General features: G+C 58.9%; 14 protein-coding genes, 1 tRNA gene and 2 pseudogenes. 9 read left to right on the top strand and 8 right to left on the bottom strand.

Going from position 1 to position 13,464, the window contains the following annotated elements; genetic code table 11:
- The first annotated feature begins 105 nt into the window (after nucleotides 1-105).
- Nucleotides 106-933 (top strand): OmpA family protein, encoded by an 828-nt coding sequence (locus ACVWY9_RS10680; protein ID WP_457388325.1) that lies wholly within the window; start codon nucleotides 106-108, stop codon nucleotides 931-933.
- Nucleotides 934-1,051: 118 nt separating this feature from the next.
- A complete protein-coding gene (locus tag ACVWY9_RS10685; protein WP_457388326.1) occupies nucleotides 1,052-1,564 on the top strand; it encodes an ATP-binding protein in 513 nt (170 codons plus the stop codon).
- On the opposite strand, the gene ACVWY9_RS10690 is transcribed toward ACVWY9_RS10685, so the two are convergent.
- Nucleotides 1,541-2,671 (bottom strand): geranylgeranyl reductase family protein, encoded by a 1,131-nt coding sequence (locus ACVWY9_RS10690; protein WP_011433895.1) that lies wholly within the window; start codon nucleotides 2,669-2,671, stop codon nucleotides 1,541-1,543. The genes ACVWY9_RS10685 and ACVWY9_RS10690 overlap by 24 nt on opposite strands.
- 241 nt (nucleotides 2,672-2,912) lie before the next feature.
- On the opposite strand from ACVWY9_RS10690, the gene ACVWY9_RS10695 reads away from it, so the two are divergent.
- The 3 genes from ACVWY9_RS10695 to ACVWY9_RS10705 all read left to right on the top strand — a co-directional run bounded on the left by ACVWY9_RS10695 (nucleotide 2,913) and on the right by ACVWY9_RS10705 (nucleotide 3,994).
- Nucleotides 2,913-3,101 carry a hypothetical protein gene (locus ACVWY9_RS10695; protein WP_457388327.1) on the top strand — a complete coding sequence of 63 codons (189 nt, stop codon included), beginning with the start codon at nucleotides 2,913-2,915 and terminating at the stop codon, nucleotides 3,099-3,101.
- Nucleotides 3,102-3,212: 111 nt separating this feature from the next.
- The gene (locus ACVWY9_RS10700; protein WP_011433893.1) at nucleotides 3,213-3,500 is read left to right on the top strand and encodes a hypothetical protein; all 288 of its coding nucleotides are present in this window, start codon (nucleotides 3,213-3,215) and stop codon (nucleotides 3,498-3,500) included.
- Between the two features lie 182 nt (nucleotides 3,501-3,682).
- On the top strand, nucleotides 3,683-3,994 hold the full coding sequence (locus tag ACVWY9_RS10705) for a hypothetical protein (protein ID WP_011433892.1): 312 nt from the start codon (nucleotides 3,683-3,685) through the stop codon (nucleotides 3,992-3,994).
- A gap of 223 nt (nucleotides 3,995-4,217) precedes the next feature.
- Here the strand turns inward: ACVWY9_RS10705 and ACVWY9_RS10710 are convergent.
- The 3 genes and pseudogenes from ACVWY9_RS10710 to ACVWY9_RS10720 all read right to left on the bottom strand — a co-directional run.
- Nucleotides 4,218-4,308 (bottom strand) — tRNA-Ser (locus ACVWY9_RS10710).
- Nucleotides 4,309-4,463: 155 nt separating this feature from the next.
- The gene (locus ACVWY9_RS10715) at nucleotides 4,464-5,012 is read right to left on the bottom strand and encodes a hypothetical protein (protein WP_011433891.1); all 549 of its coding nucleotides are present in this window, start codon (nucleotides 5,010-5,012) and stop codon (nucleotides 4,464-4,466) included.
- Between the two features lie 48 nt (nucleotides 5,013-5,060).
- Nucleotides 5,061-5,244 (bottom strand): annotated as a pseudogene (locus ACVWY9_RS10720) (hypothetical protein); the annotation flags it as partial.
- Between the two features lie 552 nt (nucleotides 5,245-5,796).
- On the opposite strand from ACVWY9_RS10720, the gene ACVWY9_RS10725 reads away from it, so the two are divergent.
- Together ACVWY9_RS10725 and ACVWY9_RS10730 are read left to right on the top strand one after the other, a co-directional pair.
- Complete coding sequence (locus ACVWY9_RS10725) at nucleotides 5,797-6,780, top strand: PhoH family protein (RefSeq protein WP_457388355.1); 984 nt, start codon at nucleotides 5,797-5,799, stop codon at nucleotides 6,778-6,780.
- Nucleotides 6,777-7,502: an HAD-IA family hydrolase gene (locus tag ACVWY9_RS10730; protein ID WP_457388328.1), complete on the top strand. Its 726-nt coding sequence runs from the start codon at nucleotides 6,777-6,779 to the stop codon at nucleotides 7,500-7,502. The genes ACVWY9_RS10725 and ACVWY9_RS10730 overlap by 4 nt, the downstream gene beginning before the upstream one ends.
- Here ACVWY9_RS10730 and ACVWY9_RS10735 read toward each other — a convergent pair.
- The 3 genes from ACVWY9_RS10735 to ACVWY9_RS10745 are packed head-to-tail and all read right to left on the bottom strand — an operon-like array spanning nucleotide 7,480 to nucleotide 10,189.
- Nucleotides 7,480-8,295 (bottom strand): alpha/beta fold hydrolase, encoded by an 816-nt coding sequence (locus ACVWY9_RS10735; RefSeq protein ID WP_414413353.1) that lies wholly within the window; start codon nucleotides 8,293-8,295, stop codon nucleotides 7,480-7,482. The genes ACVWY9_RS10730 and ACVWY9_RS10735 overlap by 23 nt on opposite strands.
- Nucleotides 8,292-9,041: a lysophospholipid acyltransferase family protein gene (locus tag ACVWY9_RS10740; RefSeq protein ID WP_414342020.1), complete on the bottom strand. Its 750-nt coding sequence runs from the start codon at nucleotides 9,039-9,041 to the stop codon at nucleotides 8,292-8,294. Before ACVWY9_RS10740 ends, ACVWY9_RS10735 begins: the two co-directional genes overlap by 4 nt.
- Nucleotides 9,041-10,189: a cob(I)yrinic acid a,c-diamide adenosyltransferase gene (locus ACVWY9_RS10745; protein ID WP_041436711.1), complete on the bottom strand. Its 1,149-nt coding sequence runs from the start codon at nucleotides 10,187-10,189 to the stop codon at nucleotides 9,041-9,043. Before ACVWY9_RS10745 ends, ACVWY9_RS10740 begins: the two co-directional genes overlap by 1 nt.
- A gap of 210 nt (nucleotides 10,190-10,399) precedes the next feature.
- Between ACVWY9_RS10745 and ACVWY9_RS10750 the strand changes: the two genes are divergently transcribed.
- Nucleotides 10,400-11,302 carry a PLP-dependent cysteine synthase family protein gene (locus tag ACVWY9_RS10750; protein WP_011433884.1) on the top strand — a complete coding sequence of 301 codons (903 nt, stop codon included), beginning with the start codon at nucleotides 10,400-10,402 and terminating at the stop codon, nucleotides 11,300-11,302.
- 1,031 nt (nucleotides 11,303-12,333) lie between these two features.
- Here the strand turns inward: ACVWY9_RS10750 and ACVWY9_RS10755 are convergent.
- Nucleotides 12,334-12,453, bottom strand: a pseudogene (locus ACVWY9_RS10755) (IS200/IS605 family transposase); the annotation flags it as partial.
- Nucleotides 12,454-12,466: 13 nt separating this feature from the next.
- Between ACVWY9_RS10755 and ACVWY9_RS10760 the strand changes: the two are divergent.
- Nucleotides 12,467-13,459 carry an RNA-guided endonuclease InsQ/TnpB family protein gene (locus ACVWY9_RS10760; RefSeq protein ID WP_457388329.1) on the top strand — a complete coding sequence of 331 codons (993 nt, stop codon included), beginning with the start codon at nucleotides 12,467-12,469 and terminating at the stop codon, nucleotides 13,457-13,459.
- Nucleotides 13,460-13,464 lie beyond the last annotated feature (5 nt).

Below are 13,464 nucleotides of genomic sequence, written 5' to 3' on the forward strand. Positions count from 1 at the left end.
ACTCCGTCCCGCTAACGCGAATGGAAACAAACAGAATGCTATCGCTGCATAGTTGAACAGTGATGTTCAGCAGTGTTCAGCGTAAATGTATCAGGTTTGCCTGCAATGGCTCGTTCGTCCCAGCTCCTAACAGTCGCTCTCCATTCCCTAAGCGGGATCCTCTTGGTCAGCAGCGGAATCTGGGTCGGGATGGTGCTTCCCCAGCAGGCCCAACCTCAGCCCCAGCCGGAGACCAACATCTCTCCCACTCAACCCGCTTCTCCCACACCACCGATCCTGCCCACCTTGGCCCCGCCCCAGGCCAATCCTCCGGTGGCCAGCCCAACAGCAGATGCAGATCCAGAGGAAAATCATGAGAGCCCCACGGATCTGGAGGCAGAGATCCGGGAGATCCGCCAGCAGGTGATCCAGCTCTTGATCAGAATTGAGGAATTGGAGTCGCGGCTGCAACGGCTGCGTTCTCAAACAGCCCCTGAGCCTGTCAGGGAATCTTCCACTGCTGCTGAGATCGCTCCAGGGGCAGAAAGCGCCTCTGCGCCCACCCCGGCTCCGACCACAACGCCAACCTCCTTTCAGGTGGGAACCCAAACCATCAGCCTGCCGGGCGATTTGCTGTTCGATTTTGACAAAGCCGAGATTCGACCTGAAGCAGCGGCGCTGTTGGCCCAGGTGGCAAAATCCTTGGAGGCCATGCCCGGCGCTCGCGTTCAAGTCAACGGCCACACCGATAACATCGGGCCCTTAAACTACAACTTGGCCCTTTCTCTGCGCCGCGCCAATGCGGTTAAGGACTATTTGACGAAGCTGCTGCCGGAAGGCCATCCCATCAGTTGGACAACCTCTGGCTTTGGTCCCACCTTGCCGGTGGCCGATAACGACACAGAAGCCGGACGGCAGCGGAACCGCCGCGTGGATTTGGTCATCGCTCCCTAGCTACCCCCCCAAAGTGGGGGATGACACGTTCTAGCAGGGCTCTGGTCTAGAATCTGGTAGGGTCAATCCGGCCAGGATTGATGGGTGCAGGTTAAATCCTCATCGTTGGGGTTCGGTTTTGAACGCGGCAGGGATCCCTCTGGACAAGAGGCAAACGTTTGCGCTGAGGGTTGACACAACCCTGGACGCGCTTGACCAGGTTTTGACCTGGTTTGAGTCTTTCCGAAATGCGGGCATCCCGGATCCCATTTGGGCGGAATGTCAGTTGGCTTTGGTAGAGGGGTTTACCAACGCCGTTCGCCACGCCCACCGCGCTCTGCCGGAAAGTACGCCCATCGACATTGAGCTGCTGCTGATGCCGCAAGGGCTGGAGTTGCGCATCTGGGATCAGGGGCAGGAGTTTGATCTGGAGGGATTTGCTCGGAACGTGTCGGATCCCACATCGCCCAACGCCAATCTTGAGTCCGAGGGGGGACGGGGTATTTTGCTGATGAAAGCTCTCTCTACTCACCTCAGCTACAGCCGCCAAGCGGATGGTCGCAACTGCCTGTTGATCGGCAAGCGCTTCGACGATCCTGGATCTCGCCCGCGTCTGTCGGTGCCGGGCTTAGGCGAGCAGACCACCGCTTAACTTGCGAATAGCTGAGCTGGCCACATCGCTGTAGCGCAGTTCACCGGCCAAGATCTGGCCCATGCGCCGAGTGGCTCCCGGTCGTTTGACGCCCACCCTGTAGCCCACGCCCGGAAAGCGATAGAACAACGCCGCAATCCGCTTAGCCCAGCGCATTTCTGAGCCCCATTCCTGCTGCACTCGGGCAGAGTAGTTCGCCAGAGCTTCTGTATCCCCGCCTAGAGCTTGATCGATGGCCTGGGCCGCCAACATGCCGGTGAGAAGGGAAGGGCGGATCCCTTCAGCGGTAAACGGATCGATAACGCAGGCGGCATCTCCCACCAAGAGGGCATTTTGGGTGTGAAGCGGTTGATCTTCGTCCCAGAGGCAGATGGGATGGCCAAACGGCTTGACCGACTTCAAGTCTACGCCAAAGCTTTGGGCATATTGGGCGGCAATTTCCCGCAGGTTTTGTTTTTCTCCACCCCGAAAGGTGCCCGCTCCAATCGAGTAGCCATCAGCCTTGGGGAAGTTCCAAATGTAGCCATTGCTGACGGCGCCGAAGTCAAAATGGGCGGCTGCAGTTTGCGGCTGCAGGAGAGGCACTTCTGCTTCCAAGGCGGCAGCCAAGCGACGGCGGCGTTCCTGAAAGCCCAGCCACTTGGCCATTGAGCCTTTTGCCCCATCGGCCCCGATCACGTACCGACCCCAGACCGGGCCGGCGGTTGTCATCACTTGCCAGCGGTCGCTTTGCCACTCGAGGCCAGAGACAGGGCATTCTGCCTGGAGCGCTGCCCCTTGCTTTTGCGCTTGCTGAATCAGGTAGTGGTCGAAAACATCCCGCCGCACCATCCAAACGGGCTCTTTCAAATCCAAATCGACCACCACCGGATCGCCGCCGCGCCAGGTGTAGCGGATTTGCCGGATCTTGAGGGAAATGGCGGGGCCAAAGTCGAAGTCAAACCAAGCCGCCACCATAGGAGAAACGCCGCCCCCACAGGGTTTGTAGCGGGGCAAGGGATCCTTTTCCAGAACCAGCACCGAGCGTCCCCGCTTGGCCAGATGGTAGGCGGCAGATCCTCCAGCAGGGCCGGCGCCGACGATGACACAGTCGTAGAGTTGCGGCATGGTTTTCGATACTCCAGGCCCCCCCATCCTGGGTTCTGCTCACCAGCTTCTAGCCTATTATGGCTACAGCGAATTGCCTGCACGTTGCTTGCCTTTTTGTCGGGAAGACCATGCGAATTCGCTGGCAGCGCCTTGCCAACCAGCCCTCAGCTTGCTACTGTGCCGCCTGCGGAAAGCGTTTTGCGGGCGGGAAGCGAGTTCGTTGCCTTTTCAACGATAGGGGTCTGAATCTCGGCCCTATTTGCCCAGAGTGCTTTGCCCTTCCCCCAGTTCAGTTGCGAGAACAGATCCACCGCTATGCCTATTTGATGCGCCTGAATGTCTGCGGGATCCCGGCAGCCAAGACCACGCCCATCATCTGGAACAAGCGGCCCAGGAGCGCTCCATTCGTTATCCGGGCCTGTGGGGCTGGCTGCGGCAGTGGTGGTAGCGTTGGCAAGGGGATTGGGCATTCTGGAAAAGATGCAGGAAAATCAGGAGAGGTTGCCTTCGGGATCCCAGACCCGTTGGCTTGTTTGCTCTCGTTGGTTGAGGAGCCCCCATGCACGACCTGGACAGTTTGCCAGAACCAGTAGCCGATGCTCTGATCAAAAGCCTGCTTACGGACGTGGAGCGGCTGATCAACCAGCACGGACTGTCAGAGGTTCTGGTGGGGTTGGCCATGTATTGCAACGTGCAGTTCAAGGCCAAGTTCAATAAGCCCAACCGCACGGAGAAGGATGAGGAGTTGGGGTTTTATTTCCGCGACGCCGCCAAAGCTCTAGAGGTGGCTGCCAGCCTCACCTATCGCACCATCGACCGCTCTCAATCTGCCCGGCCCAGCACCTAGCCACTGGGATCCCTTTTTGGCCTCCACCCCCAAGCCCCTCTCCCAGGGGGAGAGGGGGGCAGGCATTTAACCAGCAAACCGTTTCACCGCAATGGGAAGGGAAGGAACGCGGCATCTTGGGGTGGCAAGGGATCCCCCTGGGTTTTTATGCTGGTGGGCAACAAGTTGCATTGAGGCTGAGCGTGAGAATCGTCTGGGAACGCAGCATTTACGGGGGCAATGGCCGAGTGCCCTGCATTATCTGTGGGGGATGGGCCAACCCCATCCAGAAAAAAGGGCACCAAGTGTTGCTGGCGGTGGTCTATAACGACCGCGGGCAAATCTACGGGGAAGTCTGCCGCAGCTGCCTCGGTTTGGGGGCCAAAGGCATCAAAGAGTGCCTGCAAGAGCGGATCGCCCGTTTGCGCAAGCAACTGGAAGATTTGGAAGAGCTGGAGCAGGGAGAGGTGCAACTGCCTACATTGGAGCAGGAGTTGAGCGCCTATTTGGATTGAGGACTACACCCCTCTGAAAAACTTACGAAACCCCAATAGGAGGTGACGTCTCTGATTTCTTCCTGCTTCCACGACCCATGACTGGTAGCGGAGTTGGCCTCTATGGTCGTTTCAGGTTAGTCTGAGACGCCCGAGCTACTGAGAAAAGCCCCGCCCTACCGCTATGGGGAAGTAAGCTAACGGCGCGCAGAGGACGTCAACAACCTTGGTCAGCAAATATGGACGGAGAGGGAGGGATTCGAACCCTCGACGGAGCTTTTGGGCCCCGTAACTTCTTAGCAGGAAGCCGCTTTCGACCACTCAGCCACCTCTCCAGGGCCAGGAAGGGCACTGGCAAGCTGGGATCCAGCCACCAGTTCACTCATTGTAGGGGATGGGATCCCACCCGGCAACTGCCCCCTGACCCGCCCTGCAAAGACTCCGTCCCGCTATCGCGATCAGCCGGGATCCCTCCTGGGGTTGGGTGAGTCTAGCTCACCACCTGCAGGTAAATATCGAAGCTGCCGCTATTGTCGCCGTAGCTGCCCTTGGCGTCATTGATGTTGAAGGCAATATCCAGGTTGGGATCCAGATCCACCTCTTGGGGCTGCTCTGGCGAGGACTCGAAAACCTGATGGGCCACCAGTTGGGCGTTGGGTTGAAACAGCACAATCCCGTAGCGGCAGAGGCCCGGGTAGCGCCACTCCTCAGGGGTCGGGATCCCTTTGCCAAGGGGCGAGCGGATGCTGGTGGAAAACGAGAAGCCATAGCGCCAAGCCACATTCCTGGGGAAAAAGCGGATACGGCTGGCCCGCAACGGACGCCCTTGCCAGCGTAAAATGTTGCCCGCCTCTTGGTTCACCCGCAGGTCACGGAAAGCCATCCAAGCCTGTAAAGCTTCTTCTTCAGGTTGGATCCCTTCGATGGCCAGGGCCTGGCTCCAATCCAAGTCACTGCCATCGCAGGTGATCTGCCGCGGAATTTGCGCCAAATCCAGTTGTGCCAACCCCAGGGTATCAGACGCAGATTGGGTAAACATCTATCTCTGATACATTTACGCTGAACACTGCTGAACATCATTGTTCAACTATGCAGCGATAGCATTCTGTTTGTTTCCAACCAGAATGGCGGTATCCCGCAAAGCTTTGAGTAGAATACCCAAAGCGCAGTTTCCGTGTCGTCTTACTACCAATTTTCTGCTTTGCTTTGGCTACCATGTTGGCAGACTCGAAAGTAAACAGAAAGATCAACTGGTAGTAATCCGTACTGAACATATTATACATCCATCTGATTTTTCAAAGTGACTCCAGAAGGGATGAGCCTCTTGCTCAGAAATTGAGGAGTCACAGGGATCCCCAAGAGGAGCCTGGGGAAAGGTTGTAAGAGACCCCCATCCACATCCCTGCTGCTGGATGGAGAATGTCAGATGCACGATGACCAACGGAGTTGAAAACCTCAAGCTCTTGCCCGACCGACGAGAGACTGGGAGTTCAAGCTCCTTTAGCAGATAGATCAACGTTACTTGATGAATAAGAGCTATTCCCGAAAAGATAGCCCTTTGCAATACTTTTTTAGGGAACCTTAGGGAGTTGTTAATTCCCTGTGACTCGGCTGCCAATGAAGGCCGGAACCCAAATCCAGGTTTGCTGCAGATCTTCCAGAAGCTTGTATTTTGGAACACATTAATGGTGTAATCCCCTGTTAAGCACTCTTGCGCTCGACCCCTGGGCTCTGCAGCGGCTTTCCACAGCCCAGAGCGCCCTGACAAGCGTTTTTGGTAAGATCACCCCTACAGGTCTCCCAGGGTGCCCGGCGCCCACGGCATGCACGACAACCCTACTTCCCTCTCTTCTGATTTCGAAGTCATCTCTCTGTCCAATCCTCAACAGGCCATGTCTTTGGCGGGCACTCAGGAGGCCAACCTGAGGTGGATCAGTCGCTCCAGCGGTGCTTCTGTAACGCTGCGCGGACAAGACCTGTACCTGAAAGGCACTCCCCAACAGCGGCAGCAGGTGCGGCAATGGCTAGAATTGCTGAGGCCGCTTTGGCAAACTGGGCACCCCGTCACTGTGATCGATGCAGAGCAAGCTTTTCGCGCCCTCTCCGGACAAGAGGCTGCCGCCTACCAGCAAGCACAAGCAGGGATTTTGGCCCGCACCCGCAAAGGGGAGCTTATCCGACCGAAAACGCCCCGCCAACAGGAGTACGTGCGAGCCATTCGCACCCACGACCTCTGCTTTGGCATTGGACCGGCGGGCACAGGAAAAACCTATCTGGCTGCCGTTGTGGCCATCACGGCTCTGCAAAACCGAGAGTATGAGCGCCTGATCTTGACTCGCCCGGCTGTGGAGGCGGGAGAAAAACTGGGGTTTTTGCCGGGGGATCTGGTGGAAAAGGTGGATCCCTATCTGCGGCCCCTTTACGATGCCCTGTTCGAGTTTATCGACCCGGCCAAGCTGCCGCAGTTGATGGAGCAGGGGGTGATCGAGGTGGCGCCGCTGGCCTATATGCGAGGCCGTACTTTGAGCAATGCCTTCATCATTTTGGACGAAGCCCAGAACACCACCCCCGAGCAGATGAAGATGGCCCTCACGCGGCTGGGATTCCGGTCGCGTATGGTGGTTACCGGGGATCTCACCCAAACGGATCTGGGCAAACATCGCATGTCCGGCCTGGCAGCGGCAGAGCGCATTCTGGCAGGGGTGGAGGGGGTTGCCTTTTGCTACTTCGACCAGCGGGATGTGGTGCGCCACCCTCTGGTGCAGCGGATTGTCGATGCCTACGCGCGCTACGAGGGGCAGTCGTGAGGCTGAGGGTGCTCTTTTTCGACGCTGTGGGCACTTTGTTTCGGGTGCGGGGCAGTGTGGGCCAGGTTTACAGCCAGGTGGCAGCGGAGTATGGGGTAAGGGTGGATCCCCAGGCCTTGGATCGCGCTTTTGGCCAAGTTTTTGCCCAGGCTCCAGCCCCGGCCTGCCCAGGATTGACGGGATCCCCTTTGCGGGAGTGGGAGCGGACCTGGTGGCGCCAGGTGGTGCGGGAGACTTTTGCCCGGGTGGGATCCCTGGCTGCCTTCGGAGAGCACCGGTTTGAAGACTTTTTCGCCCAATTGTTTGAGCACTTTGCCGGGGCGGATCCCTGGGAGCTGTATCCCGAGACGCTGCCGGCTTTGCGGGCCCTGCAGCAGGAAGGGATCCGGTTGGGGGTGATCTCCAACTTCGACAGCCGCTTGCCCAGGGTGCTGCAGCAGTTGCAGTTGGATCCCTACTTTTCCACCCTCACCCTCTCCACCCAAGTGGGCTATGCCAAGCCCGATCCTCGCATCTTCCAAGCTGCCCTGGCAGCCCACGGGATCCCCCCCGCAGCCGCCGGCCACATTGGCGACAGCCACCGCGAAGACTACCAGGGGGCAAAAGCAGCAAGCTTGCGAGCCCTTTGGCTGGATCGAGAGGGGAAGGAGAGCTCCTGCCCAGAGCGGATAGAAGATCTGTGGGGATCCCTGTCCATGCTCAATGGGCCGAAGCAGAATTGAGCAGCAGAGGGGCAAAAAGGCCATCCGGCTTGAGCAGGTAACGCCGCAGGTTCATCCGCCGCTCCAGCAGGCAAGCATGGCCGCTCTGGGGCGAGATTTCTACCTGCGCCTGGGGCAGCCGTTCCGCCAGCCAGCCCACCTCCTGCACCGAGGGCAACAGGCGATCCCGCCCCCCCGCCACCAGCAAAGTCGGCAGGGTCATCGACTCCAGGGGCAGCTTCTCCACAGCAAAGGATCCCAGCAAAGCCAAGCGCCGAGCAGCTACTGTGGGTTCAACACTGTGAACTGCCTGGCGCAGCCGCTCCTGATCGAGCGGCTCCATTTGGCTGAGCTCCGCCAAAACCCCCAACCCCCGCTCCGACAACTGGTGATAGAGCGCCGGTGGCAAAAAAGGCAGGAGAACATGCCCTGCCCACCACCAGGGCCTACGTCGCAGCGACGAGGCTGGATTGACCAAAATGAGGCCGCGGCACCGTTCCGGCCATTGGGCGGCCACCAACAAGGCCAGGCAAGCCCCAAAGGATTCTCCACACAAGTACGCCCCCGCTTCTAGCTGGGATCCCACCCAATCGGCCAGGGTTTCCCAGCTATCCCCCGCTTCCGGGTGGTTCAAACTCAGGGGGCGAATGCGAAACTCCCGCTGCAGAGCCTGCGCCTGCCGGTAAAACAACGTACCTGTGCCATCCATACCGGGCAAATACAGCAGCAGGGGCCGCTCCTGACCGACCGCTCCCGTTGCCGGGCTGACCAAGCTAGAGGCAGATGCTACCGGCTCGCCACTCAACTTTCTCATCTCTCTGCCAATCCCAATCGCACCTGTTCTCGGGCCGCTGCAGTTAGCTCTTGAATGACCTGCATTCGCTCGCGTCGGGATCCCTGGCGCTGCTTCCTGCCCACCCAAAGGGGGGATCCCACCCTGAGCACCACCCGCCGATACAACACCACCGGATGTCCCCCTTCCTGTTGAAATCGGGGTTCAGTGGGGTCAAACCAGCGGAAAAAAGCCATAGGAATATCTACTCCCCGCCATTCTTCCTGCGCCCACACCGCCACCGGCAGAATCGGCAAGGGATCCACCGCTGCCGCCAGCGCCAGGTGGGCAAAACCTGGCTGAAACCGCCCCACCTCCCCAGGCGAGGTCTCACGGGTGATCTGCTCCGCCCCTTCTGGGAAGATCCCCACCCCCACCCCCGCTGCCAAACTGGCCTGCGCCTGGCGAAAAAAATGGATTTGCTGTCGGGATCCCTGCTTGAGGGGAATGCAGTCCAAAGCCAAGGCGATCTCCCGCAGCAGCGGCACCTGAGCCAGGTAGTAATGGCAGGCAAAGCGAATCGGTCGGCCCAACCCCGCGATCAGCACCGGTGCATCCAGAAAACTGCGGTGATTGCTCACCACCACCAGCGGGCCAGCAGGAACACGCTCCCCTCCCTCCACCCACACTTCCGTCTGGAAAAGGGTGAGCAACAACTGGGCCAGAGTCCTGGGGTCTGGAGGCCAAGAGAGAGCAGAATTGGCTGAGAACGCTGCGAAGGATCCCATCAATAGTCCACCCCGCGCCGCAGATCGGCCCCCTGCTCGGCATAGTGCTTGTGGCTCACCATTTCCGAGTGGACAGAGGCCAGCTCAAAGTAAGGTAAGGGGGCATGGCACCGCCCCGTGATGATGATCTCTGTGTCCCGCGGCTTGCGCAGCAAAGCCTGCACAATCGGCTCCACGTCCAACAGCTCCAGATCCACTGTCGGGTTCAACTCATCCAAGATGATGGTTTTGTACAGGCCAGAAGCGATGGCCGCCCGTGCCAACTCCCAGCCCCGCTCCGCTTCTACATAGTCGATTTCCTGTTGTTTGCCCCGCCAGACAATGGCGTCCCGACCGCAACGCTGGTGATCCACCAAATCGGGGTAGCTTTCCCGCAGGGCCCGAATGGCTGCATCCTCGGTGTAGCCCGTTCCCCCCTTCAGCCATTGCATGATCAGTACACGATGGGAGAGATCCTTACTGATGCCGCGTCCAATCGCCTGCAGAGCCCGCCCCAGAGCGCTGGTGGATTTTCCCTTGCCGTTGCCGGTGTAGATCTCGATGCCGCTGCAAGGGGGTTGGCCGTTTTGGGGATCCGTCGCCCGCCGGACACTGCGCATTTCCGAGTGCAAATCCGCCAGGTCGATAATTTCCTTGGGAGCGCCGCGCCCGGTGATGATCACCTCCATGGCCTCCGGCTTTTGCTTGAGGGTACTGACCACCTCCTCCACAGGCAACAGGCCCAGATCCAGCACCGGGTTGAGCTCATCCAGCACCACCACCGAGTAAAACCCCGACGCCAAAGCCCCTTTGGCCACATCCCAACCGCGGCGGGCCTCCTGACGGTCAAACTTGGTGATCTCATCTGGGCCGAAAAACTCTCCCCGCCCGGTGCGCAATTGATCGATGAGATGGGGGAAGCCTCGCTGCAGAGCCGCAATGGCCGCATCCTCAGCATAGGTTCGGCCTGGCCCCTTGAGAAACCGCACCAGCAACACCCGGCTGGGGGCCGCCTTTTCGATCCCCAAGCCGATCGAACGCAGCACAACCCCTAGGGCCGCCTGGGACTTGCCTTTGCCCTCGCCGTCGTAGACATGGATCTGGCCCCGTCGCCGATCAAACTGCTGGGCAGTCACAATCCCAATTTCTGCCATGCCCCTCCGCGTCATCCTGCTGTGGGAAAATCCCACTTTTCTACCCCTATCTTAGAGCCTACTTGGAGCCTAGCCAGAACTTGGGCAGGAGGGGGAAACTAAAAAGCTCCCAAGAGGCCGGAAAGACCGGGGTAAGATGAGCAATGGTTGTCCAGCCGATGCCTGTCTAGCGAGGGATCCCCCTTGTATCCGACTGCATTTTCTTCTCGCCCGTTACTCCCTGCTGTGGATAGCCCTATTGAGCTGGTGGGGGGGACGCCGCTGATCCGTCTGCGGCGGGTTGCTGCCGATTTGCCGGAATCGGTACGGGTATATGGCAAGGCAGAGTGGTACAACCCTGGGGGTTCAGTCAAGGATCGCCCGGCCCTCAACATGATTCGCGCTGGCGAACGCCAGGGCAAGCTTACCCCCGGCAAGATCATCCTCGATGCCACCAGCGGTAACACCGGCATCGCCTATGCCTGGATCGGGGCGGCCTTGGGCTACAAAGTCAAGCTGGCCCTTCCCGCCAACGCCAGCCCAGAGCGCAAGAAGATCCTGGCTGCCTACGGCGTGGACTTGGTTCTGACGGATCCCGCTCTGGGATCCGATGGGGCCATCGAGAAAGCCCGCGCCCTCTATGCGGAAAACCCCGAGCTTTATTTCTACCCTGACCAGTACAGCAACCCCGCCAACTGGCAAGCCCACTACGAAACCACTGGGGTGGAGATTTGGGAGCAAACCCAGGGGCAGGTCACCCATTTTGTTACCGGGCTAGGCACCAGCGGCACCTGTATGGGGGTGGGGCGGCGCCTGCGAGAGTATCGCCCGGATATCCAAATCATTGCCATGCAGCCCGACTCTCCCTTCCATGGCCTGGAAGGGCTCAAGCACATGGCCACAGCTCTAAAACCCGAGATTTACGATCCCACCCTACCCGACCAGCACATCGAGATCTCCACAGAAGCAGCCCAGAAAATGGTCAAGCGCTTGGCGTTGGAAGAAGGCCTGCTGGTGGGCATCTCTGCCGGCGCCAATGTGGTGGCAGCCCTAGAGGTGGCCCGTCAGCTCTCCTCTGGAGTGGTGGTGACCATCTTTTGCGACGGGGCTGACAAATATCTTTCCGAGCGTTTCTGGACAGAGGAGTGACATCCTCCCGGCGCTCGTCCTGCGGACAGAGCGCGGGCTACCCTTCCCGTCAGCAGGACGGAGTCCTTACCTCGCAGTTGGGCATTCCTGCCCCACGCCACTTGCCTGGGTCTACAACCCCCGACAAAACAACTGGACAGGCGGTTCTCCTTCCCCAGCCTCCCTGGCTACTGCCAGCTCGCAAAACAACCTCTAATCCACCCAGCACAGTTCCCAAGGCTGAGGCTGAGTCCCGATGCACCCGGTACCGGCATTCAGGGCACTGAGGCCCCCCGACAGCCCAGCTGTTGCTAACCGTCCCTCAGCACTTGCAACCGACTCGACGCACTCCTTGGGCAACATCCCCCTTGCCCAGCCCTTGGCCTTGAGGTCTTCCACAAAGAAAAGATAAAGATAAAGAGGGTCTGCCCTCGGTCCTAACGCCAATGGGCCCTCTGGAAATGGAACTCTTGGCAACCATTGGCAATGCCCTGCTGCATCCTGGCAACCTGCAGTGGTGCTCTCTTCCAGTGGCAAGACCCCTGCTGTTTTCTCGCCCCCCTGGGTTGCAGCCTTCTCAGCTGGCCTTGCAGGGCTTTGAAACCCTTGGGCCGTTCCCGGCAGACGCTGTCTGGCAAGGGGTTCTGCTGACGGTAATCAGAAGGGAAGGGTGCATCGGCAGGCAGGATGGACTCCTGCAGCAAGGAACCCCTGTCCAGTGGCCAAGAGCAAGATTCTACCCACTCCTTAGATTTCTGGCAAAGCGTAGTTGTATACGCGCCGGCCAATCTCCAGCCACGTCAACAGCGAGGACTCTGTCCCGCTAACGCGAGCGGCTTGCTGGGAGGCATCTGGATCAATCCGGTGCTTGTAGGGTACGCCAGCACAGGTACGTTTTACTACAGATTTTGCTCAGGGGTATGGCGGGGATCCATGTATCCCGGTGCTCACCCTGCGGGCAGGGCGCGGGACTGATTGCCCCCGCACCCCGTTAGCTACACCGCCGGGAAGCCCCGCCCTCTATATAGTGGCTAGTCACTATCCACTCACCACTATCCAGGGTGAAGGTCGGGATGAAAGGCGGGGACACTTTGGTTTTCAATGGACTGGCCTAAAACCGAGACGGTAACCCCACCGCATGAAGCAATAAGGTAGGATTCATTCCAGTAGATTACCCTTGCCTCAATGAGAACTGCTTACCAGTACCGTTTGCGACCTACGCCCAGCCAGATTGCTTTGATGAGCGAGTGGCTAGACTTGTTACGCAAGCAGTACAACTACCGCTTGGCAGAGCGCTTTGCGTGGTGGGAACACAATCGCTGTGCTATCAATGCTTGTCCCTTAATCTGTCACTTGCCTGAGCTGAAAGACAAGCCCGATTTCTACTCCCAGAAACGGGACTTGGTGAGCACGAAAGCCCTGTTTCCGCAGTACAGAGCAGTCCATTCGCAAGTCCTGCAAAACTGCATAGAGCGAGTGCACAAAGCATTCGACCGGTGGCTGAAGGGGGACGGTAACGGCAAGCGGGCAGGGAAACCCAGATTCAAGGGAGTTGGGCGGTATCGCTCCTTCAGTTTCCCCCCGATGAAACAAGACTGCATTTGCGGGCAGTTTATCCATCTGCCCAAAATCGGTGCTGTTCGCATAATTCAGCACCGTCCTTTGCCTGAGGGCTTTGTGATTAAGACCGCTGCCATCACCCGCAAGGCAGACGGGTGGTATGTGACCTTGAGCCTGCAAGATTCATCTGTCCCCGTATTTACCCCTGACCCGCCAACACTGGAGAACACGATGGGGATCGACGTGGGGCTGGACTCCTTTTTGGTGACCGATGCGGGGGAGTCTGTTCCAGTTCCCCAGTACTATCGCAAGGCAGAGCTCAGGCTCAAGAGGTTGCAGCGAGCCTTGTCTCGCAAGAGGAGAGGGTCAAACCGCCGTAAGAAAGCCTTGAAGCGGTTGGCTAAGGCGCACCTCAGCAGTCAAAACTGCTCTCGGTGCGGTCAAAGAGTACCGAAAGCGATTCAAGACAGGTGGCATTCTTGTTCCCATTGTGGGCTAGAACTAGGGCGCGACCACCGTGCGGCCATCAACATCAAGCACAGGGCGGTGGGGCATCCCGTTCTTTTCGCGTCAGCGGGACGTAGTCCTCAAGCGCAGGAAATGTCCTTTTCGCGCTAGCGGCG

Source organism: Thermostichus sp. OS-CIW-31, from assembly GCF_054060305.1.